The sequence below is a fragment of the Streptomyces sp. enrichment culture genome, assembly GCF_964273255.1.
GTDB lineage: Bacteria > Actinomycetota > Actinomycetes > Streptomycetales > Streptomycetaceae > Streptomyces.
On the sequence record NZ_OZ186835.1, the window covers coordinates 3546584 to 3568214 of the forward strand.

General features: G+C 70.8%; 19 protein-coding genes and 2 tRNA genes. 11 read left to right on the forward strand and 10 right to left on the reverse strand.

Annotated features, from left to right (window positions below; all coding sequences use genetic code 11):
- Positions 1-119: 119 nt before the first annotated feature.
- On the forward strand, positions 120-266 hold the full coding sequence (locus ACSU53_RS15260) for a hypothetical protein (protein ID WP_437028145.1): 147 nt from the start codon (positions 120-122) through the stop codon (positions 264-266).
- 207 nt (positions 267-473) lie between these two features.
- On the opposite strand, the gene ACSU53_RS15265 is transcribed toward ACSU53_RS15260, so the two are convergent.
- Together ACSU53_RS15265 and ACSU53_RS15270 are read right to left on the reverse strand one after the other, a co-directional pair.
- On the reverse strand, positions 474-878 hold the full coding sequence (locus ACSU53_RS15265) for a pyridoxamine 5'-phosphate oxidase family protein (RefSeq protein WP_437028146.1): 405 nt from the start codon (positions 876-878) through the stop codon (positions 474-476).
- A gap of 228 nt (positions 879-1106) precedes the next feature.
- A tRNA-Leu gene (locus ACSU53_RS15270) sits at positions 1107-1193 on the reverse strand.
- A 617-nt stretch (positions 1194-1810) separates the two neighbouring features.
- Here ACSU53_RS15270 and ACSU53_RS15275 point away from each other — a divergent pair.
- The 6 genes from ACSU53_RS15275 to pknB all read left to right on the forward strand — a co-directional run bounded on the left by ACSU53_RS15275 (position 1811) and on the right by pknB (position 9998).
- The gene (locus ACSU53_RS15275) at positions 1811-2665 is read left to right on the forward strand and encodes an FhaA domain-containing protein (RefSeq protein WP_437028147.1); all 855 of its coding nucleotides are present in this window, start codon (positions 1811-1813) and stop codon (positions 2663-2665) included.
- A 10-nt stretch (positions 2666-2675) separates the two neighbouring features.
- The gene (locus ACSU53_RS15280) at positions 2676-3191 is read left to right on the forward strand and encodes an FHA domain-containing protein FhaB/FipA (RefSeq protein WP_192233207.1); all 516 of its coding nucleotides are present in this window, start codon (positions 2676-2678) and stop codon (positions 3189-3191) included.
- Positions 3192-3332: 141 nt separating this feature from the next.
- Entirely contained in the window at positions 3333-4874 is a 1542-nt protein-coding gene (locus ACSU53_RS15285; RefSeq protein ID WP_437028149.1) for a Stp1/IreP family PP2C-type Ser/Thr phosphatase, read from the forward strand.
- A 27-nt stretch (positions 4875-4901) separates the two neighbouring features.
- Positions 4902-6338 (forward strand): FtsW/RodA/SpoVE family cell cycle protein, encoded by a 1437-nt coding sequence (locus tag ACSU53_RS15290; RefSeq protein WP_437028151.1) that lies wholly within the window; start codon positions 4902-4904, stop codon positions 6336-6338.
- On the forward strand, positions 6335-7813 hold the full coding sequence (locus ACSU53_RS15295; protein ID WP_437028152.1) for a peptidoglycan D,D-transpeptidase FtsI family protein: 1479 nt from the start codon (positions 6335-6337) through the stop codon (positions 7811-7813). Before ACSU53_RS15290 ends, ACSU53_RS15295 begins: the two co-directional genes overlap by 4 nt.
- A 169-nt stretch (positions 7814-7982) precedes the next feature.
- Positions 7983-9998: a Stk1 family PASTA domain-containing Ser/Thr kinase gene (gene pknB, locus ACSU53_RS15300; RefSeq protein ID WP_437028154.1), complete on the forward strand. Its 2016-nt coding sequence runs from the start codon at positions 7983-7985 to the stop codon at positions 9996-9998.
- Positions 9999-10438: 440 nt separating this feature from the next.
- Here pknB and ACSU53_RS15305 read toward each other — a convergent pair whose 3' ends face one another.
- The 5 genes from ACSU53_RS15305 to ACSU53_RS15325 all read right to left on the reverse strand — a co-directional run bounded on the left by ACSU53_RS15305 (position 10439) and on the right by ACSU53_RS15325 (position 15130).
- Positions 10439-11203 carry a class E sortase gene (locus ACSU53_RS15305; RefSeq protein WP_437028156.1) on the reverse strand — a complete coding sequence of 255 codons (765 nt, stop codon included), beginning with the start codon at positions 11201-11203 and terminating at the stop codon, positions 10439-10441.
- Positions 11204-11216: 13 nt separating this feature from the next.
- Entirely contained in the window at positions 11217-12536 is a 1320-nt protein-coding gene (locus ACSU53_RS15310; protein ID WP_437033213.1) for a class E sortase, read from the reverse strand.
- A 299-nt stretch (positions 12537-12835) separates the two neighbouring features.
- Complete coding sequence (locus ACSU53_RS15315; RefSeq protein ID WP_437028158.1) at positions 12836-13477, reverse strand: aminodeoxychorismate/anthranilate synthase component II; 642 nt, start codon at positions 13475-13477, stop codon at positions 12836-12838.
- Positions 13474-13635: a hypothetical protein gene (locus ACSU53_RS15320; RefSeq protein WP_176726179.1), complete on the reverse strand. Its 162-nt coding sequence runs from the start codon at positions 13633-13635 to the stop codon at positions 13474-13476. The genes ACSU53_RS15315 and ACSU53_RS15320 overlap by 4 nt, the downstream gene beginning before the upstream one ends.
- Positions 13636-14350: 715 nt before the next feature.
- Positions 14351-15130: a DUF881 domain-containing protein gene (locus ACSU53_RS15325; RefSeq protein ID WP_437028160.1), complete on the reverse strand. Its 780-nt coding sequence runs from the start codon at positions 15128-15130 to the stop codon at positions 14351-14353.
- A gap of 141 nt (positions 15131-15271) precedes the next feature.
- Here ACSU53_RS15325 and crgA point away from each other — a divergent pair, with 141 nt between their 5' ends.
- On the forward strand, positions 15272-15526 hold the full coding sequence (crgA, locus tag ACSU53_RS15330) for a cell division protein CrgA (protein ID WP_437028162.1): 255 nt from the start codon (positions 15272-15274) through the stop codon (positions 15524-15526).
- Between the two features lie 497 nt (positions 15527-16023).
- Here crgA and ACSU53_RS15335 read toward each other — a convergent pair whose 3' ends face one another.
- On the reverse strand, positions 16024-16917 hold the full coding sequence (locus ACSU53_RS15335; protein ID WP_437028164.1) for a rhomboid family intramembrane serine protease: 894 nt from the start codon (positions 16915-16917) through the stop codon (positions 16024-16026).
- A 110-nt stretch (positions 16918-17027) separates the two neighbouring features.
- Complete coding sequence (locus ACSU53_RS15340; protein ID WP_437028166.1) at positions 17028-17555, reverse strand: peptidylprolyl isomerase; 528 nt, start codon at positions 17553-17555, stop codon at positions 17028-17030.
- A 327-nt stretch (positions 17556-17882) separates the two neighbouring features.
- On the opposite strand from ACSU53_RS15340, the gene ACSU53_RS15345 reads away from it, so the two are divergent.
- Positions 17883-18581, forward strand: coding sequence for a DUF5324 family protein (locus ACSU53_RS15345; protein WP_437028168.1), 699 nt, complete (start codon positions 17883-17885; stop codon positions 18579-18581).
- A 124-nt stretch (positions 18582-18705) separates the two neighbouring features.
- Here ACSU53_RS15345 and ACSU53_RS15350 read toward each other — a convergent pair.
- Positions 18706-18778 (reverse strand) — tRNA-Ala (locus ACSU53_RS15350).
- A 181-nt stretch (positions 18779-18959) separates the two neighbouring features.
- Here ACSU53_RS15350 and ACSU53_RS15355 point away from each other — a divergent pair.
- Together ACSU53_RS15355 and ACSU53_RS15360 are read left to right on the forward strand one after the other, a co-directional pair.
- Positions 18960-19508, forward strand: a complete 549-nt coding sequence (locus ACSU53_RS15355; protein ID WP_437028170.1) for a helix-turn-helix domain-containing protein — start codon at positions 18960-18962, stop codon at positions 19506-19508.
- Between the two features lie 60 nt (positions 19509-19568).
- The gene (locus ACSU53_RS15360) at positions 19569-21587 is read left to right on the forward strand and encodes a protein kinase domain-containing protein (protein WP_437028172.1); all 2019 of its coding nucleotides are present in this window, start codon (positions 19569-19571) and stop codon (positions 21585-21587) included.
- The last annotated feature ends 44 nt before the right edge of the window (positions 21588-21631 follow it).

Genomic DNA, 21631 nt, shown 5'->3' on the forward strand with positions numbered 1-21631 from the left:
GGAGGCGGGTGACGCTCCGACGCCCCGGGGGCACCTCACTCGGCCCAGGGCAGCGCAATCCTCTCCTGCCCGTCCGGCAGCACGGCACGGCCTCCGAGCGCGCGCGGACCCACCTGACCGTGGCGGGACGCACCCTGCACGATCTGGAGGCCCAGCTGTCGGAGCGGCTCCACGCGGCGAACCTGAAGGTGCCCCGGGCGGAACTCGCCACCATGATCAGGGCGTTGACGGGAGACACGGTCCCTCCGCTCCGCCCTCTGTGGTGATCCCCACACCACCGTCCTCCGCACCGGGCACCGGGTGCGCGGCCCCGAGCGCCTGACGCACCGCTCACCGGAAGCGCGCTCCGGGGCCCGCGAGCCCGACGCGCTCCGGGGCCCGCGAGCCCGACGCGCTCCGGGGCCCGCGAGCCCGACGCGCTCCGGGGCCCGCGAGCCCGGCGTGCTCCGGACCGCAGGCCCGGGTGCCCGGCGTCAGACGCGTCCCATCGCGCGCGTCACCGTGATCTCGATGGCGACGCGCTCGGGGTTGGGGCTCGGCATGCGGCCGTAGCGCTCCGCGTACCGTTCGACCGCCTCGGCGACCGCCTCCGGCTCGGTGCGCAGCCGCGCCACCCCCTCGAGGGTCGCCCAGCGGCCCACGTCCACCTGACAGACCGCGACCCGCGCGCCGTCCGGCCGCGCCGCCCCGACATGGGCCGCCTTCCGGCTCGTCCGCCGGGTGATGATCCGGGCGAGCCGGTGCTCCGGGTCGTACGTCACCCCGACGGGGACGACATGGGGGCTGCCGTCGGGCCGCAGGGTGGTGAGGGTGGGGAACAGCCGCTCCCGCCAGAACGAGAGGAATTCCGGACCGGGATCACTCAGGTCGATAGCCATTCCGGGAGGCTAGCCGTTCCGGGCGGACACCCCGCCGGCACCGGCAGCGGGCGCCGGCCGGTGCGCCCGGTCCCGGCCCCGGCGGGCGGATTCCGCCAAGGCGATGGGGGGCGCGCCCCCCGTGATATTGCTCACGCATGCTGCTCCGTCCCGGCGGCCGGGACAATGCGAAACGGGCCCCGCCCGGGACTTCCGTCTCCGGCCGAGACCCGTCTCAACGGTTTCTCGTGGTGCGCGAGGGGGGAGTTGAACCCCCACGCCCTTGCGGGCACTGGAACCTGAATCCAGCGCGTCTGCCTATTCCGCCACCCGCGCATTGGGTGTTGTCTTCGGGCCTTCCGCCTCCCCCTGGGGGGTGCGGCGCCTTCCGACACGAGAACATTAGCACGCTGGCCGGGGTGGATTCACATCCCTTTCCGCAGCCCCGGCGCCGGCCGCCGCTGAGCAGCACCACCGTGCCCGGGGTCCGTCCCCGGGCCTTCCGGAGGGCACCGTCCGGCCGGGGCCGCACGCCGCCCGCCGCCGTCCGCCGCCGTCCGTCTCCGACGTCGCCCTCGCGGAACGTCGGACCACCGTGCGCTCCGGCCGCGTTCCGGGAGCGGCTGCTTCACGTATCAACCTCGTACCGGTCCTCCTCGTCTGCCCAGGAGCCGGGCGGAGTCCACAGCCCGGTGCGGGACACTGGTCTTCGGCCCCCTCTACGATCCATGGCAGAAACGGCGCGCACGAGGGCGACGGCAGGGCTTCAGGAGTTCGAAGGGGTGTCCCGGAGGGAACGTCGTCAGGCGTCGACACCCGTCGACGGGGGGTACCAGGGGGAACCAGCCGATCGGGCGGCGCGTGGATACGATCAGTAAGCAGTACCAGGTAAGCAGTGCACGACACGGTGCACGGGGCAGTACACAGGACGGCAGCGACGGAGGAGGTGCCCCATGGGAGTCCTGAAGAAGTTCGAGCAGCGTCTCGAAGGTCTGGTCAACGGCACCTTCGCCAAGGTGTTCAAGTCCGAGGTGCAGCCCGTGGAGATCGCGGGAGCGCTCCAGCGGGAGTGCGACAACAACGCCACCATCTGGAACCGGGACCGCACCGTCGTCCCCAACGACTTCATCGTCGAACTGAGCACCCCCGACTTCGAGCGGCTCAGCCCGTACTCGGGCCAGCTCGGCGACGAGCTCGCCGGCATGGTGCGCGACTACGCCAAGCAGCAGCGCTACACCTTCATGGGCCCGATCAAGGTCCACCTGGAGAAGGCCGACGACCTCGACACCGGCCTGTACCGGGTGCGCAGCCGCACCCTCGCCTCCTCCGCCAGCCAGGCCCCCGGCGCTCCCGGCGCCGGGCCGGCCCCGGGCGGACGCCCCGGCGGCTACGGCTACCCGCCGGCCGCGCCCGCGGGCGCCCCGCCCATGCCCGCCGCTCCGCCGCCCGGCGGCCGGGGCGGCGGTTACGGCTACCCGCAGCCCGCGGGCGGCCAGCGGCCCCCCGCCGCACCCGCGTCCGCCGGACGCACCCGCTACTGGATCGAGATCAACGGCACCCGCCACCAGATCTCCCGCGCCACGCTCGTCCTGGGCCGCAGCACCGAGGCCGACGTGCGGATCGACGACCCCGGCGTCTCCCGCCGGCACTGCGAGATCCGGACCGGAACGCCCTCGACGATCCAGGATCTCGGCTCCACCAACGGCATCGTGGTGGACGGGCAGCACACCACCCGCGCTACGCTCCGCGACGGCTCGCGGATCGTCGTGGGCAGCACCACCGTTATCTATAGGCAAGCCGAAGGGTGAAGCGGGGGCAATGTCAGAGCTGACCCTCACGGTCATGCGGCTGGGGTTCCTGGCCGTACTGTGGCTGTTCGTGATCGTGGCCGTGCAGGTCATCCGGAGCGACCTGTTCGGTACGCGGGTCACCCAGCGCGGGGCGCGGCGGGAGGCCGGGCGCGCGCAGCAGGCCGGCCGCCAGGCGCCGCCGCAACAGCGCCAGCAGTCCGGCGGCGGCCGCCGGGGCGGCGGCCGGAACGCCCCCACCAAGCTGGTGGTGACCGAAGGCACCCTCACCGGCACCACCGTCGCGCTGCAGGGCCAGACCATCACCCTGGGCCGCGCGCACGACAGCACGATCGTGCTGGACGACGACTACGCCTCCAGCCGTCATGCCAGGATCTACCCGGACCGCGACGGCCAGTGGATCGTCGAGGACCTCGGCTCCACGAACGGCACCTACCTGGACCGGAACCGGCTGACGACCCCCACGCCGATTTCGCTGGGCGCGCCGATCCGCATCGGCAAGACCGTCATCGAGCTGCGGAAGTAGTGCTACACCAATGAATGAGCGCGAGCGGAGCGAGCACGCATCGTCGGCCCCCACCCAGGGCCGCGGCGCGCTCCCGACCGGAGGGTGGGCAGTGTGGCTCGACACGACCGGCTGTACCCGGAGCCGACTGGCGAGGTGCGCATGAGCCTGTCACTGCGCTTCGCCGCCGGATCGCACAAGGGGATGATCCGGGAGGGCAACGAGGACTCCGGTTACGCCGGTCCGCGCCTGCTCGCCATCGCCGACGGCATGGGCGGCGCCGCGGCCGGTGAGGTCGCCTCCTCCGAGGCGATCTCCACCATCGTCGCGCTCGACGACGACGTCCCCGGCTCCGACCTGCTCACCTCGCTCGGCACGGCCGTGCAGCGGGCCAACGACCAGCTGCGCATGATGGTCGAAGAGGACCCGCAGCTCGAGGGCATGGGCACCACCCTGACCGCCCTGCTGTGGACCGGCCAGCGGCTCGGCATGGTGCACGTCGGCGACTCCCGCGCCTACCTGCTGCGCGACGGCGTCCTCACCCAGATCACCCAGGACCACACCTGGGTGCAGCGGCTGGTCGACGAGGGCCGGATCACCGAGGAGGAGGCGACCACCCACCCGCAGCGGTCCCTGCTGATGCGGGCCCTCGGCAGCGGTGAGCACGTCGAACCCGACCTGTCGATCCGCGAGGTGCGGGCCGGCGACCGGTACCTGATCTGCTCCGACGGCCTGTCCGGCGTGGTCTCCCACCAGACCCTCGAGGACGCCCTGGCCAGCTACCAGGGCCCCGAGGAGACCGTCCAGAACCTGATCGAACTGGCGCTGCGCGGCGGTGGCCCCGACAACATCACGGTGATCGTGGCCGACGTCCTCGACCTCGACACCGGGGACACCCTGGCCGGGCAGCTGTCCGACACCCCGGTCGTGGTGGGCGCCGTCGCCGAGAACCAGAGCCAGCTGCACGACAACGGCATCATGCAGACCCCGGCCGGCCGCGCCTCCGGGCTCGGCCGCCGCCGTTCCCAGGGCGGGGGCGGCGAGTTCGGCCCGCCCGGCAGCGGGGACGTGACCGGCTTCATCCCCACCGACGGCTTCGGCTACGGCGACGACGACTTCACCAAGCCGCGCAAGGGCCGCAAGTGGCTCAAGCGGTCCTTCTTCGGCCTGCTCGCCCTCGCCGTCGTCGGCGGCGGCCTGTACGGCGGCTGGCGCTGGACGCAGACGCAGTACTACGTCGGCACCAACGAGGACCACGTGGCGCTGTACCGGGGCATCAGCCAGGACCTGGCGTGGGTGTCGCTCTCGAAGGTCCAGCAGGACCACCCCGAGATCGAACTCAAGTACCTGCCGCCCTACCAGCAGAAGCTGGTCGAGGGCACCATCCCGGAGAGCGACCTGGCGGACGCCCGGGCGAAGATCGAGGAGCTGTCGGTGCAGGCCTCCGCCTGCAGGAAGGCGGCCGAGCGGCGCGCCGCCGAGAGCGAGAAGAACGCGAAGACCGGCGAGGGCGAGGCCGGAGGCACCACGGGAACCACTCCCGCCTCCTTCCCGTCCAAGGTCACGCCGACGCCCGACCCCTCGGGGTCGACGAAGGCACCGGAGAAGTCCACGCCCCCGTCCACGACCGCACCTACTCCCAGCCCCGGCCCCAGCCTCTCGGAGGAGGAGCAGAAGGTCGTCTCGCTGTGCGGTAAGCAGTAGGCAAGCCGTGAGAGGCCCTGTCACACGATGAGCAGTACTACCAACCCGTCGGCGCAGCACACGTCCACGATCGGCGCGATCGGCGCCCCGAGCCGGCGCAACACCGAGCTGGCCCTGCTGGTGTTCGCCGTCGTCATCCCGGTCTTCGCCTACGCCAACGTGGGCCTGGCCATCGACGGCTCCGTGCCGTCCGGGCTGCTCGCCTACGGGCTGGGGCTCGGGCTGCTGGCGGGCGTCGGCCACCTCGTGGTGCGCAAGTTCGCCGCGTACGCCGACCCCCTGCTCCTGCCGCTGGCCACCCTGCTGAACGGCCTGGGCCTGGTCGCCATCTGGCGGCTGGACCAGTCGGAGCGGCTGCAGCAGCTCGCCAAGCGGGCCTACGGCGCGTTCAGTCCGTCCGCCCCGAACCAGCTGCTGTACTCGGCCATCGGGGTCGCCCTGTTCGTGGCCGTGCTCATCTTCCTCAAGGACCACCGCATCCTGCAGCGGTACACCTACATCTCCATGGTGGCCGCCCTGGTCCTGCTGCTGCTGCCGCTGGTGCCGGGCCTCGGCGCCGACGTGTTCGGCGCCAAGATCTGGATCCGGGTCGCCGGATTCTCCATCCAGCCCGGCGAGTTCGCGAAGATCGTCATCGCGATCTTCTTCTCCGGCTACCTCATGGTGAAGCGGGACGCCCTCGCCCTGGCCAGCCGCCGGTTCATGGGCCTGTACCTGCCGCGCGGCCGTGACCTCGGTCCGATCATCACCATCTGGGCGGTCAGCCTCCTCGTCCTGGTCTTCGAGAACGACCTCGGCACCTCGCTGCTGTTCTTCGGGCTGTTCATCGTCATGCTGTACGTCGCCACCGAGCGGACCAGCTGGATCGTCATCGGTCTGCTGATGTCCGCCGCGGGCGCCGTGGGCGTGGCCTCGTTCGCCGGCCACGTCCAGCAGCGCGTGGACGCCTGGCTGGACCCGTTCGGCTGCTACGCGACCTCCGGCGCCTGCGAGCAGATCGGCCAGTCGATCATGTCGTTCGGGTCGGGCGGTGTCATGGGCACCGGCCTCGGCCAGGGCAACTCCGACCTGATCGGCTTCGCCGCCAACTCCGACTTCATCTTCGCCACCTTCGGCGAGGAACTGGGCCTGGCCGGCGTCATGGCGATGCTGCTGCTGTACGCGCTGATCATCGAGCGCGGTGTGCGGACCTCGCTGGCCGCGCGCGACCCGTTCGGCAAGCTGTTCGCGATCGGCCTGTCCGGTGCCTTCGCCCTCCAGGTCTTCGTGGTCGCCGGCGGTGTCATGGGTCTCATCCCGCTGACCGGTATGACCATGCCGTTCCTCGCCTACGGCGGTTCCTCCGTCATCGCCAACTGGGCGCTGATCGGCATCCTGCTGCGCATCAGCGACACCGCCCGACGCCCGGCGCCCGCACCCGCCACCAACCCAGACGCCGAGATGACCCAGGTGGTCCGACCGTGAACAAGCCCCTGCGCCGCATCGCGATCTTCTGTGGCCTGCTCATGCTCGCCCTGATGATCCGGGACAACTGGCTCCAGTACGTGCAGGCCGACGCCCTGCAGAAGAACGAGAAGAACCGCCGCATCGCCATCGAGCGGTACGCGCAGCCGCGCGGCGACATCATCGTCGACGGCAAGCCGATCACCGGCTCGAAGCGGACCTCGGGCAGCGACTTCGAGTACAAGCGCACCTACAAGAACGGCCCGATGTGGGCGCCGGTCACCGGCTACGCCTCGCAGGCCTTCGGCGCGACCCAGCTGGAGAGCATCGAAGACGGCATCCTCACCGGCAACGCCGACCAGCTGTTCTTCCGCAACACCCTCGACATGCTGACCGGCAAGAAGAAGCAGGGCGGCAACGTCGTCACCACGCTCAACTCCGCCGCGCAGAAGGCCGCCTACGAGGGGCTGAAGCGGCAGGGCGGCAAGGGCGCCGTCGCCGCCATCGAACCGTCCACCGGCAAGATCCTCGCCCTCGCCTCCTACCCGTCGTACGACCCGTCGTCCTTCGCCGGCAACTCCACCACGACGGACACCGAGGCCTGGCAGAAGCTGCAGAAGAAGAACAACCCCGACGACCCGATGCTCAACCGGGCGCTGCGCGAGGTCTACCCGCCCGGATCCACCTTCAAGGTCGTCACCGCCGCCGCGGCGCTGGAGCACGGCCTGTACACGGATGCCGACGCCAAGACGGACACCCCTCTCCCGTGGGTCATGACCGGCACCCGTACCGAGCTGAAGAACGACGGCAACCTGCCCTGCAAGGACGCCAGCCTGCGCGAGGCGCTGCGGGTGTCCTGCAACACGGTCTTCGGCAAGATCGGCGCCGACCTCGGCAACGACAAGATGCTGGAGACGGCCGAGAAGTTCGGCTTCAACGAGGAGCAGTTCACCCCGGTCCGCGCCAACGCCTCCGTCTTCTCCGACGACATGGAGCCCTCGCAGGTCGCGCTGTCCTCCATCGGCCAGTTCAACACCGCGACGACCCCGCTGCAGATGGCCATGGTCACCGCGGCCATCGCCAACAACGGCTCGATGATGCAGCCCTACATGGTCGACGCGCTGCAGGCACCGAGCCTGGACACGGTCGAGAAGACCAAGCCGGAGGAGCTGAGCCGGCCGATGTCGGCGAAGAACGCGCAGATCCTCCAGTCGATGATGGAGACGGTCGTCGAGAACGGCACCGGCGGCAACGCCCGCATCCCGAACGTCACCGTCGGCGGCAAGACCGGCACCGCCCAGCACGGTGTCGCCAACAGCAAGAACCCCTACGCGTGGTTCATCTCCTACGCCAAGACCGGTGACGGCGGCTCCCCGGTCGCGGTGGCCGTCGTCATCGAGGACGACGACGCCGTGCGCGGCGACATCTCCGGTGGCGGGCTCGCGGCCCCGATCGCCAAGGACGTGATGGAGGCGGTCATCAAGGGCAAGCAGTGACACCGGTCACGTCCGCTTCACATCGGTGCACGTTGCGGTACCGGTCCTGTATCGGCTGACGCACTTGGCCAGGTCACACAAAACGAGCCGGGTACGGTAGGCCCGGAACGCAGCCTCCGGCGGCACCCACGTGCCGGTCGGGACCCACGGAGAGGGCTGGTAGGTAGCTATGGAAGAGCCGCGTCGCCTCGGCGGCCGGTACGAACTGGGCCAGGTGCTCGGCCGCGGTGGCATGGCGGAGGTCTACCTCGCGCATGACACCCGCCTCGGCCGCACCGTGGCGGTGAAGACGCTGCGCGCGGACCTCGCGCGCGACCCGTCCTTCCAGGCCCGGTTCCGCCGGGAGGCCCAGTCGGCCGCCTCGCTCAACCATCCCGCGATCGTCGCGGTCTACGACACGGGTGAGGACTACATCGACGGGGTCTCCATCCCGTACATCGTCATGGAGTACGTCGACGGTTCCACCCTGCGTGAGCTCCTCCACAGTGGCCGCAAGCTGCTGCCGGAGCGGACGCTGGAGATGACGATCGGCATCCTCCAGGCCCTGGAGTACTCGCACCGCGCGGGCATCGTGCACCGTGACATCAAGCCGGCCAACGTCATGCTGACGCGGAACGGCCAGGTCAAGGTCATGGACTTCGGCATCGCCCGCGCCATGGGCGACTCCGGCATGACGATGACCCAGACGTCCGCCGTGATCGGCACCGCCCAGTACCTCTCCCCGGAACAGGCCAAAGGCGAACAGGTCGACGCCCGCTCCGACCTCTACTCCACCGGCTGCCTGCTGTACGAGCTGCTGACCGTCCGCCCGCCGTTCGTGGGCGACTCCCCGGTCGCGGTGGCCTACCAGCACGTCCGTGAGGAACCGCAGGCGCCCAGCGTCTTCGACCCCGAGATCACGCCCGAGATGGACGCCATCGTCCTGAAGGCCCTGGTCAAGGACCCGGACTACCGCTACCAGTCGGCCGACGAGATGCGCGCCGACATCGAGGCCTGCCTGGACGGCCAGCCGGTCGCGGCCGCCGCGGCCCTCGGCTCCGCGGGCTACGGCGGCTACCCGGACGACCAGCCGACGACGGCCCTGCGCCAGGACGCCGGCAACGCCGCGGCCACCTCGATGCTGCCGCCCATGAACCCGGACGACGGCGGCTACGGCTACGACGACCGCCAGGGACGCCGCCGCCAGCCGAAGAAGAACAACACCTCCACGATCCTGCTGGTCGCGGCGGGTGTCCTGGTCCTGGTCGGTGCCATCCTGATCGGCCGCCTGGCCTTCGGCGGCGACGGCGGGGTGGGCAACGACAACGTCGAGGTCCCGAACTTCATAGGTGAGACGAAGAAGAACGCGGAGCGGCTGGCCGAGAACGGCGAGCTGAAACTCGCCTTCACCTCGAAGCCCTGCGAGAGCGAGAGCAAGGGCAACATCTGCGACCAGGACCCGGAGCAGGGCACCAAGGTCGAGAAGGGCTCCACCGTCAACCTGGTCGTCTCGACCGGCGCGCCGAAGGTGGCGGTGCCGAGCGTGATCGGCCTGAGCCTGGAGGACGCCACCTCCAAGCTGGAGGACGACGACTACCAGTTCAAGATCGAGACCAAGTCGCGGGTGTCCACGGAGGAGCCGAACAGCGTCCTGGAGCAGGACCCGACCTCCGGCAAGGAGGTGGAGAAGGGCTCGAAGATCACCCTGGTGATCGCCAAGGAGCAGGAGAAGTCGACCGTTCCGGACGTCACCGGGAAGTCCTGTGACGAGGCGAAGGCCCAGATGACGGGCAACGACCTGGTGGGCAACTGCACCGAGCAGGAGACCGACGACCCGAACCAGGTGGGCAAGGTCATCTCGACCACTCCCGGCCCCAATTCCTCCGCCGACAAGGGCTCCCAGGTCACGATCGTCATCGGCAAGGCGAAGCAGGAGGAGAACAAGTTCGCCATGCCGCGCGTCACGCAGATGACGGTCGGCCAGGCCAAGCAGGTCCTCGCCCAGGCCGGCCTCCAGCTGGAACGGGTCCAGGGCACGGACGACGACAACGCCGTGGTCGTCGGCAGCAACCCGCAGGAGGGCCAGGAGGTCAAGCAGGGCGACAAGGTCGTGCTGATCGCCATCGGCGGCCAGCAGGGCGGGAACAACGGCGGCAACAACGGAGGCATCTTCGGCGGCCTCACGGGCGGCCCCCGCGACGACTGAGACCGCGCCGCCCCCGGCCCGAACGGTATGACGGAGCCCCGGCTTCCTCCGCGAGGAGGGCCGGGGCTCCGTCGTGCGGGGAGGGGTGCTCCGTCAGCTACGGGCAGGGCCTCCGGGGCGGCCGGGCCTCCGCGGCGGGCCGGTCCCGGGACTCCGCGGGACGGCCGACGGGGGTGTCGCTCGGGGACGGCCGGGGGCGGCTGGGGACGGCCGGGGGCGGCTGGGGTTCCGGGGCCGTTGCGCGGGTGGCGGCACGGCCCGGGACGAGGGGTGTCCGGGCGCCCGGCGCGGGGGCCCGCAACGGCGGCCGGGGCGGAGGAGTGCGGCACGTCGGCCGGGACCGAGGCCCGGCAACGGCCGCCGGGCCCGGTCTCGCCGTGGCACCGCACCGGGGGCCGGTCAGGGCACGCGTGTCCCCGCCCGCCCGGGTCGGTGCGGCGTCAGCGCAGCTCCGCCGGCGGGGTCCGCCGGTCGTCGACCTTCTCAGTGCGGACCAGCTCGCCCCAGACGACGTAGCGGTACTTGCTCGTGTACACCGGGGTGCAGGTCGTCAGGGTGATGTAGTGCCCGGGCTTCTTGGCACCGGACTCCTTCGGCACCGGGGCGAGGACCTCGACGTTGTACTTCGAGGTCTCGGGGAGCACCGCGTACGTCTTGTAGACGTACCAGGTGTCCTTGGTCTCGAAGACGATCGCGTCACCCTTGCCGATCCGGTGGATGCCGTGGAACTTCGCCCCGTGGCCGTCCCGGTGCGCGGCGAGCGAGAAGTTGCCCTTCTTGCCGGACGTCGGCAGGGTCGCCTTGACCGGGTCGGTGTAGTAGCCGGCCACGCCGTCGTTGAGGACCTTCATCGACGTGCCCTTCTCGACGAGGATCTCGTCGTCGCTCATCGCGGGCACGTGCAGGAAGCCGATGCCGGCCTTGCTGTCGAAGGAGACGGGGCCCCCGGCACCTTCCTCCGCCTCGCGGGCCCAGGTGTCGCGCACCTTGTCGGCCTGCGCGCCCGCCGCACGGTCGGCGACGACGTTCGTCCACCACAGCGAGTAGACGACGAACAGGCCGAGCAGCAGTCCGACGGTGATGAGGAGTTCCCCGAAGACGCTGACCGCCGTCGCGAAGGGGCCCATGCGGCGGCGTGCCGGGCGCTGCCGTGACCGGGACACGGCGGCGGTCTGCTGTTCGGTGTCGTCGGTGGTCGCTGCCACGTTTCCTCTGCCCCTAGTTGACGAGCGCATCCGGCTTGCCCTTGCTGCGCGGCCGTTCCTCGGCCATCTTGCCCCAGACGATCATGCGGTACTTGCTGGTGAACTCGGGCGTGCAGGTGGTCAGCGTGATGTAACGGCCGGGTTCGGTGAAGCCGGAACCCTTCGGGACGGGTTCCAGGACGCTGATGTTGCTCGGCGAGGTCACCGGCAGGATCGACTGCATCTTGTAGACGAAGTACGTGTCCTGCGTCTCCACGACGATGGGGTCGCCGGGCTCCAGCCGGTTGATGTACCGGAAGGGCTCCCCGTGCGTGTTCCGGTGGCCGGCGAGCCCGAAGTTGCCGGTCTTGTCCTCGGGCATCGCGGTCTTCAGCGCGCCCTCGGCGTAGTGGCCGACCATGCCCCGGTCCAGCACCTTCTTGCTGTTGATGCCCTCGGCGATGGGGACCACCACGTCCAGCTTCGGCATGTGCAGCAGCGCGAAGCCCTGGCCCGGCTCGAAGGTCCCCGGGTTCCGCTTGCCGTTCGCCCAGTCGCTCTGGAGGTCGCTGGCCTCCTTGCCCGCCTGGGCCTGCGCCCGCACGTTCGTCCACCACAGCTGGTAGGTGACGAACAGCAGCATGAGCACGCCGAAGGTGATGAACACCTCGCCGATCGCCCGGCTCGCGACCACCGCCGGGCCGGGCCTGCTCGCCCGCGCCCGTCGGCGCGCCTCGACGCGCGACAGGGGCGCCTGCCGCCCCCCGGCGCCCCGGGGGGACTCGTCCGTCTCCTCGTCCTCGCCGGACGGCCCGCCGCGGCGTCCCTGACCCCGTCTGGCGGCCTTCCTGCGCGCCGCACGGCCGCCGCCCGCCTCCCCGTCGGACTCCGCGGCGGTCCGGCCGTCCTCGCGCGTGCGGGGCTCCGGCGGGTCCAGGACGCGCAGGGCGACCGTCTCGTCGTCGACGGGCGGCAGGTACGCCGTCTCCCCGGCGGGCCCGGCGGCCGGCGCACCACCATGGGTGTGACCGTCCTGGGGCGCCTCGGTGTAGGAGGCGCTACCGGCCGGGCCGCCGGCGTACGCGGCACCCCCGTAGGGTGCCGTCCCGTCGTAGGCGGCTCCGCCGTAGGGGGCCGTGTCGTAGGCCGCCGGGTCGTGGTGGGCCGGGTCGTGCTGGGCCCGGTCGTGATGGGCCGTGTCGTGGGGTGCTCCGCCGTACGACGGGGCGGCGGGGGGAGCGGCGTGGGCGGTGGCGCCGGTCGGGGCCTGGCCGTAGGAGGTGTTCTCGAGCGGGTCCGCGCCGTAGGCGCCCCCACCGGGGCCCTGCCCCGGGTACGCGCCCCCGCCGTACAGGTCGCGGTACGCACCCCCGCTGTAGGCGTCCCCGGGCGGGAGAGCGGAGGCGTGGTAGGGGGGAGCGGAGCCGGTGTGCTGGGCGGCCGGGCCGGTGTAGGTGCCCTCGCCGTAGGACGTGCCGCCGTGGGCGTTCGGCGGGGCGTCCCCGTACCAGCCGCCGTCCCCGAGTGTGCCGGGCGCCCCGTACGGCTGCTGTCCGTACGGGGTCCCCTGCCCGCCGCCGGAGCCGTGGGAGGAGCCGTCGGTGAACGACTCCCCGTACTCGGCACCGGACTCGCGCTCGGGGCGCAGCGCGGTCACGCCGTGGACCTGCCCACGACGGGGGCGAGCCCCGCCGACCTCGCCACCGCGTCCCGGTCGCCGCATTCCGTCAGCCAGTTGGCGAGCATCCGGTGGCCGTGCTCGGTGAGCACCGACTCGGGGTGGAACTGCACGCCCTCGACCGGCAGTTCACGGTGGCGCAGCCCCATCACGATGCCGTCGGGCGTCCGCGCCGTCACCTCCAGCTCCGCCGGGACCGTGGTCGGCTCCGCGGCCAGCGAGTGGTAACGGGTCGCCGTGAACGGGGAGGGCAGTCCCGCGAAGACGCCCTTGCCCTCGTGCGTGACGGGGGAGGTCTTGCCGTGCAGCAGCTCCGGGGCGCGGTTCACGACACCCCCGTAGGCCACCTGCATCGACTGCATGCCGAGGCAGACGCCGAACACCGGCACGCCGGTCGCCGCGCAGTGGCGCACCATCTCCACGCAGACACCGGCCCGCTCGGGAGTGCCGGGGCCGGGGGAGAGCAGCACCCCGTCGAAGCCTCCCCCGCGCGCGTGCGCGGTCGACACCTCGTCGTTGCGCAGGACCTCGCACTCGGCGCCCAGTTGGTACAGGTACTGGACCAGGTTGAAGACGAAGCTGTCGTAGTTGTCGACGACGAGAATGCGCGCGCTCACTGGTTGTCCACCGTCACATCGTTGAAGGGCAGCAGCGGCTCGGCCCAGGGGAAGACGTACTGGAAGAGGACGTAGACCACGGCGATGATCAGCACGAGCGAGATGAGTGCGCGCACCCACCCGTTCCCCGGCAGATGCCGCCAGATCCAGCTGTACATGCCGTCCCTTCCGTCGTACCACGGCACCCGACTTACGCCGTACGCCACCAGACTAACGGCGCGACCCCTCCGGTTTCCCGGCCTCCGGCGGCAGAGGGGGGTCCAAGTGCGCCCGGGCGGTCGGGCGGTGGCCGTCCCCCTCCGTTCCGGTTCGCACGTCGCCGGCCTCGGTGGCGGCCCGGCTGCTTGTACCCGGACATACGTGGCACGGGGGCGATTGCCTCGATGTCCGGGGGCACGGATTTTCGGGGCCCCTGTCGATCCGGTGCACGCAGCACGTCGTTGCGCCGGTGAGCATCGTCGCGTCACCCGGTCCGAGCTGGGGAAAGTCCGTTACGGATCACCAAGGGTGCGGCGGTGGCAGGCCATCGAGAAGTTCCCCGGCTCGATCGGCCGGGAGGTGACCGCGCCGCGGCCGGGGCCCTTCTTCCTCAGCCGGCCTGCCGGTGGCCGTGCCCTCGCCGATGCACGGCGACAGGTGCTTGTTCCACGTGAAACCACGCGTGCCCCGGCCCCTGCATGGCACCGGGCTTGTTCCACGTGAAACCACGGCGTGAACAGGTGGACGAGGTGGCCGGACACGGCTGCGCCGGTGATGCGCACCGCACGCCGACGGCCCTGACGGTCACGCGCACCGGCGGCTCCCGGTGAGCGGTGAGCGGTGAGCGGTAAGCGGTGACCGAAGGATCGCGCGGTTCGTCACCGCACGCGGCGGTCACTCCACGGGCTTCGCGTAGTGCAGGTCCACCGTTCCCGAGTAGCCGGGAAGGGTGACCGTGCCCCTGTTCTCGACCTTCCAGCCGAGCCCGTAGACATTGACGTACACCATGTAGTTCTGGATCGCCGGAGAGGCGGTGAGGGCATCCCGGAGTTTCTCCGGGTCGCCGACCGCGGTGATCGTGTACGGGGGCGAGTAGACCCGGCCCTGCAGGATGAGGGTGTTGCCCACGCAGCGCACGGCGCTGGTGGAGATCAGCCGCTGGTCCATGACCTGGATGCCCTCGGCGCCGCCCTGCCACATCGCGTTCACCACGGCCTGAAGGTCCTGCTGGTGGATGACCAGGTAGTCCGGCTGCGGCTCCGGGTAGCCGGGGAGCTTGGCGGTGGCGTCCGGCGGGGCGTCGTTCAGCGTGACGGTGACCGCCTCGCCCTTCAGCTTCCGTGTGCCCGCCCGCTGCTCCAGCGCGGTGAGGCGGTCGTCGTCGGCCTTGGTGCTGCCGTCGTCCCGCTCGGCGAGGGCTTCCACCTCGTTGCGCAGCGCCCCGTTGGACTCCTCCAGCTCGCCGTTCTTGCGGCTGCGCTCGTGCACGAGGTCGGAGAGCTTCAGCAGGGACGCGTCGGTGCGGATGTTGGTGCCCTTGGCCGTGTTGAAGCTGGTGAAGAAGATGAGCCCGGCAAGGGCGAAGACACCCGCGGTGAGCACCCGCACGGGCCGGAAACGGCGTCGGCGGACAGGACTGGATTCCGAACCCCGGGAGTAGGCAGAATTGCTCAACGTACCCTTATCTCCTTCGGCGCCGCGGAAGCACTACGCTAACGGACGCCCGGGGGAGCGCTCAGAGTCCCCTTGTACGCTGCTTTGAGCCCGACCCAGTTCCCTGCGCGGCCACGCAGCGCATCGACAGGAGAGACCCTCGTGCCGAAGTCACGTATCCGCAAGAAGGCCGACTACACGCCGCCGCCCGCGAAGCAGGCGACCGCGCTGAAGATGAACAGCCGCGGCTGGGTCGCGCCCGTGATGCTGAGTCTGTTCGCCATCGGCCTGGCCTGGATCGTCGTCTTCTACGTCACGGACAGCAGGCTCCCGATCGAAGCCCTGGGCAACTTCAACATCGTCGTGGGCTTCGGCTTCATCGCCGCCGGATTCGGCGTCTCCACCCAGTGGAAGTAGCACGCACCGTAGTGTGAGTGGGCCCCTGCCCAGGCCGCGCGGCAGCTCTGGGCAGGGCTATCCACTGAGTTATCCACAGCCCTTTCCACAGCGTGGGGAAAAGAACGACGATCTGTGGATAACCCATCGGACGTTGACGCCGGTGTGACAGAACCACCGGCAATCGAAAACCTGTTCACCCTGGCGCTGACCTGCGGAAACTCAGCCCGGTGACAGCAGGCACAGATGTTCCCGCACCCTGTGCACAAGATCCGCCACATACTGTGGACAACATCGCCTCCCGGTCACAGCTGCCCGCCTCAGCACACAGTCCGGGACCCTCTCCGCCTTCACCGCCGGAATCGACCGGCCCTGCACCGCCGGACTCGCCCTGGTGCCGGACCAGTGCCGGTGCCGGACCCGCCCTGCCGTCGGCCGGAGTCGATGCCGGGGACCTGGCTACGCGCAGAGCCTGTCCGGCGAACCGGCCCGGTCCGGGCGGGCACCGCCGCACACCGTCAGATGAGTTGCGACGTTCTCAGCAGGGTCATGATCACGACGGCGGCGAGTACCAGCGCACAGGTTCCGTACTGGATCAACGTCCGCTTCTGGCGCGGGGCGTGGATCATGGCGTACCCCATCACCACACCGGCGACGAGCCCGCCGAGGTGGGCCTGCCAGGCGATGTTGAAGCCCGGGCTGAAAGTGATGATCAGGTTGATCACCAGCAGGGCGATGATCGGCCGCATGTCGTAGTTCAGCCGGCGCATCAGTACGGCGGTGGCACCGAACAGGCCGAAAACGGCCCCGGAGGCACCGAGCGAGGGCTGGTTCGGGGCGGCGATCAGGTAGCTCAGCGCGCTGCCCGCGAGGCCGGACACCAGGTAGAGGGTCAGGTAGCGGGCTCTGCCGAGCGCCGCTTCCAGGGGACCGCCGATCCACCACAGGCTCAGCATGTTGAAGATGATGTGGATGTAGCTGCCGTGCAGGAACATCGACGTCAACAGCCGGTAGTACTGCCCCTCCGCCACGCCCTCGAGCGTGCCGAGGTGGGGCACGAAGGCCCGGCCGATGAGGTCGAAACGGTCGGTGAACGCGTCCCCGGCCGACATCTGGACCAGGAAGGCGGCGAGGCAGATCCCGATGAGGATCTTGGTGACCAGCCGGGGATCCTCGGTGACGGTGCCCCCGGCGATCGTCCTCGGCACGGAGGCACTCGGGGCGTGCCCGGTGCCCGATCCTCCGCGGACGCAGTCGGGGCACTGGAAACCGACCGCCGCGTCGACCATGCACTCGGGACAGATCGGCCGGTCGCAGCGGGTGCAGCGGATGCCGGTCTCGCGGCCCGGGTGGCGGTAGCAGGAGGGGACGCTGTGGGCGTCCCGCGGGCTGCCGGCAGCCTGGTCGTCCATGTAATCCCCTCGGTCGTCGAAAACCCCCGCCCCGCCCATCCTTACGAACGAGCGGGGCGATTGGTTCCCCGCGGGCGATCCGCCTCGCAGGAGTTTCGGCTGTGGAGGGCTCAGCCCTCGCGGATCTCGACCGACTCGATGACCACGTCGCTCATCGGACGATCCGTGCGGGGATTGGTCTGCACGGAGGCGATGGTGTCCACGACCTTCTGGCTCGCCGCGTCGGCGACCTCGCCGAAGATGGTGTGCTTGCGGGTCAGCCACGCCGTCGGGGCGACGGTGATGAAGAACTGCGAGCCGTTCGTGCCCGGCCCCGCGTTGGCCATGGCCAGCAGGTAGGGCTTGTCGAAGCGGAGGTCCGGGTGGAACTCGTCCTCGAACTGGTAGCCGGGGCCGCCGGTGCCGTTGCCCAGCGGGTCACCGCCCTGAATCATGAAACCGCTGATCACCCGGTGGAAAACCGTGCCGTCGTAGAGCTTGTCCGTCGACTTGGCACCGGTCTCCGGGTGCGTCCACTCCCGCTCGCCCTTGGCGAGCTCGACGAAGTTCTTGACCGTCTTCGGCGCCTGGTTCGGGAAGAGCCGCACCTCGATGTTGCCGTGGTTGGTCTTCAGGGTGGCGTTGAGCTGCTCAGCCACGATGTGCCTTCCGTTGTCTTTCGGTGACGGTCCGATCCTCGCACGGACCGGACCGTCAGTCGTCCGGCGCCCGCTCACAGGACACGACTGTGCCGACCGGGTTGCGGAAAAGACCGGGGAGTGTTCGCCCCGACGGGGGCACAGGGCGGCGATCCGTGGCATTGTCGACCACAAGCCCCTGAATGACCGCTTCATCCGCTATCGCAACCGATCAACTGCACCGGCACCCGTATGCCCGTCCGCGCATGCCCGACGGCCGCGCGCGATGCATGATCCGTAAAAGGGTGGAAAGTCGAAATACCGTACGCCACCGAGGAGGAGGAACCCGTGACCCGCATCGACAGCGTGCGCGCCGCGACCGGTTCGGCGAAGGACAGCGTGCTGCACGCCGCGGAAGTGGTGGCGCCCTACGCCGACACGGCCAAGGTAAGGGCCGCGCACTACGCACAGGAGGCGCGCGTACGGCTGGCGCCCAAGGTGACCCAGGCCGCAGGCCAGGCCCGTGTCCAGTACGGCGCTCACATCCAGCCATACCTGGAGCAGGCCCGGACGCACGTGCCGCCGAAGGTCGATCACGCTGCCCAGGAGGCCGCCCTCCGCACGCGCAAGGCGGCGCGGCAGGCGGCCGACTACTCCCGACCCCGGATCGAGCAGGCGATCGCCGTCGCGGGTCCGGTCACGGAGGAAGCGGCTGCCCGCAGTGCGGCCGCGCTCGCCGCGCTCCGTGGTCAGGTCACCGCGCGGCAGATCCAGAAGCTGGTCCGCAAGCAGCAGCGCCGGGCCAAGGCCGGCCGGGTCGCCAAGGTGATCGTGATCGCCGGGGCCATCGCCGGTGGCGCCTACGCCGCCTGGAAGTGGTGGGACAAGCAGGCCAACCCGGACTGGCTGGTGGAACCGCCGGCCGCGACGGATGTTCCCGAGGGCACCACGCTGACCTCCGTGGACGGCAGCGGCGCCACCCTGGACCCGGAGGTCCAGGCCAAGGAGGCCGAGGAGGAGGCCGCCAAGCGCGACGATCAGGCCTGACGCGCGGCGGCGCCAACAGCGCGGTGGGCCGGGAGATCACGTCGATCTCCCGGCCCACCGCGCTGTTTCACGTGAAACGTAAGACCCCTTCGCTGCTTTTCCGCAGATCGAAGGGGTCCGGTTGTGGAGCCTAGGGGAGTCGAACCCCTGACATCTGCCATGCAAAGACAGCGCTCTACCAACTGAGCTAAGGCCCCAGAAACGAAGCGTCCGCCCGGAAACAGCATCCCGGCGGGCGTCGCACACCAGAGTACCGGGTCACCCCCGGGATTCCGCAAAAGGATTGGGGGTCCCCGTGACCAACCACTCTCCGTAAGATGCTCGGACGTGGTTCGCTACAGCGAACCGCGGTTCCTGGGGAAGCGATGGGGAGACGCAATGGACGCCGCACAGCAGGAAGCCACCGCCAGAGCGCGGGAACTGCAGCGGAACTGGTACGGGGAGCCACTGGGGGCGCTCTTCCGTAGGCTCATAGACGACCTCGGCCTCAATCAGGCCCGTCTTGCGGGAGTGCTCGGACTGTCCGCGCCGATGCTGTCACAGCTCATGAGCGGCCAGCGGGCCAAGATCGGCAATCCCGCGGTCGTCCAGCGGGTCCAACTGCTGCAGGAGCTCGCGGGACAGGTCGCCGACGGAAGCGTCAGCGCGGCCGAGGCCACCGAGCGCATGGAGGAGATCAAGAAGTCGCAGGGGGGTTCGGTGCTGAGCAACACCACGCAGACGACCAGCACTTCGGGCGCCCCCACGGTCAAGCGGGTCGTCCGTGAGATCCAGTCCCTGCTGCGTTCGGTGGCGGCGGCCGGCGACATCATCGAGGCGGCAGACTCCCTCGCCCCCACCCATCCGGAACTGGCGGAATTCCTCCGCGTCTACGGAGCGGGCCGCACCTCCGACGCGGTGGCGCACTACCAGTCCCACCAGAACTGACCCCCGCCCGGGCGCGGGACACGGAGGGCGACGGCGCAGGGGGAGGGGCGGAGCACGGCCATGGGTGAGGTGTTCGCCGGCCGCTACGAGTTGGCCGATCCGATCGGACGCGGAGGTGTGGGCGCCGTCTGGCGCGCCTGGGACCACCGGCGACGCCGCTATGTGGCCGCCAAGGTGCTGCTGCAGAGCGATGCCCACTCCCTCCTGCGCTTCGTCCGCGAACAGGCGCTGCGCATCGACCATCCCCATGTGCTCGCGCCCACCAGTTGGGCCGCCGACGACGACAAGGTCCTGTTCACCATGGACCTGGTCGCCGGCGGCTCCCTGGTCCACCTGGTCGGCGACTACGGCCCCCTGCCGCCCCGCTTCGTCTGCACGGTGCTGGACCAGTTGCTCGCCGGGCTGGCCGCGGTGCACGCGGAGGGAGTCGTGCACCGCGACATCAAGCCGGCCAACGTGCTCCTGGAGGCGACCGGTACCGGCCGCCCCCGCCTGCGTCTCTCCGACTTCGGCATCGCGATGCGGCTGGGCGAACCCCGGCTGACGGAGACCAACCTGGTGGTGGGAACGCCGGGTTACCTCGCACCCGAGCAGATGATGGGCGCCGAACCGGACTTCCCCTCCGACCTCTTCGCCGTGGGCCTGGTCGCCCTGTATCTCCTGGAGGGCGCCAAGCCGGACAGCAAGGCCCTCGTCCAGCACTTCGCCGACCACGGGACGCCCGGCGCGCCGCAGGGCATCCCCGAACCCTTGTGGCAGGTCGTGGCGACCTTGCTGCAGCCGAACCCCGACGCCCGCTTCCGCACGGTCACCGGGGCGCGCAAGGCGCTCGCCGCAGCCGCGGAGCTGCTCCCGGAGCCGGGACCCGACGACGAGCAGATCGAGATCTTCGACCAACTCGGGCCTCTTCCACCGGGGTTCGGACCCGACGGGCCGTTGAAGCGCGCGTCCGGGGTACGGCTCGGCGGGAACGGCGGGGCCACGGCCACCACGGAGACGCACCGGCCCCCGGCGGAGGCCCTCGGGCCGGGGGACGAGGGCGCGCCGCCCGGCCCGCCGACCGGAGCGCGGCAGGGCACCGTCCCGGACCCGGCAGGCGACGAGCGCAGCGACGTCCCCCCGCCCCGGCCGGTCACCGGCGTCCCGGACGCCCCCGGCACCGGAGCCGTCGGCGAGCGCGGCGGCACCGGCGACACCCCGGTCGGCACGAGCCCGTCCACTCCGGTAACCGCGCACCCCTCCGGCGCTTCTGGAGGACCAGGCACACCTCCCGGACCGGTCCCGTCCGAGCCCCCGGCACCGTCCCCGGCGCCGCAGGGGACACACGGCCACGACAGCGGGACGGAGTCCCCACCCGACGATCCCCGCCGGACCTCCATCACCCCTGCCCCCGGTGTCCCGGCCACCACGCCCCGGGCCGAGACCCCACCCCCACCCCCACCCCACCACCGGCCGCAGCCGCAGCCGCAGCAACAGCAACAGCAACAGCAACAGCAACAGCAACAGCAGAGCATGTCGGACACCGGGAGCTTCCACCTCCCGCCCCCCGGAGCGGCTCCTACCCCGAGTCCGTCCCTCTCTCCCCCCGCCCCTCCTCATCCGCCCCGGCCGGTTCCGGGACCGCAGCAACCACCACCGCAGGCGTCGCCCCAGTCGCACCGGCCGCCGCACGGGCACACCCCGGAGCCAGACCGCGCGTACGCACCACGGAAGCAGCACCACCAGGAACAGGGGCAGGCCGGCCCGCACACCCCTGACCGCCAACCGGCGCACTTCGCCCCCCAGGGCGCCTCCCCGCACGACCCCACCCACGCTCTGCGCACCCCCTTCCTGCCTCGTCCTCCCGCGTACTCCGCACCGGCCGGACCTCCGCATGCCGATGCCTACACTGCTGAATACACCGCCCAAGACCCGCAGGTTCCGTCTTCGGGTGAGGCGATTTCAGCAGCGTCGACCGGGGCGCCCCCCGGCCACCGCCGCCCCCGACGCCCCGGCCCGCCCGCGAAGGTGGCCGTACCACTGCTGCTCCTGGCCCTCCTCTGCTACGCCGTGGGCTTCTGGGCCCTCAGCCGCATCTGAGCGCACCGCACCGCAGGCTCCGGCCCGTCGCCCACTCGGCTCGG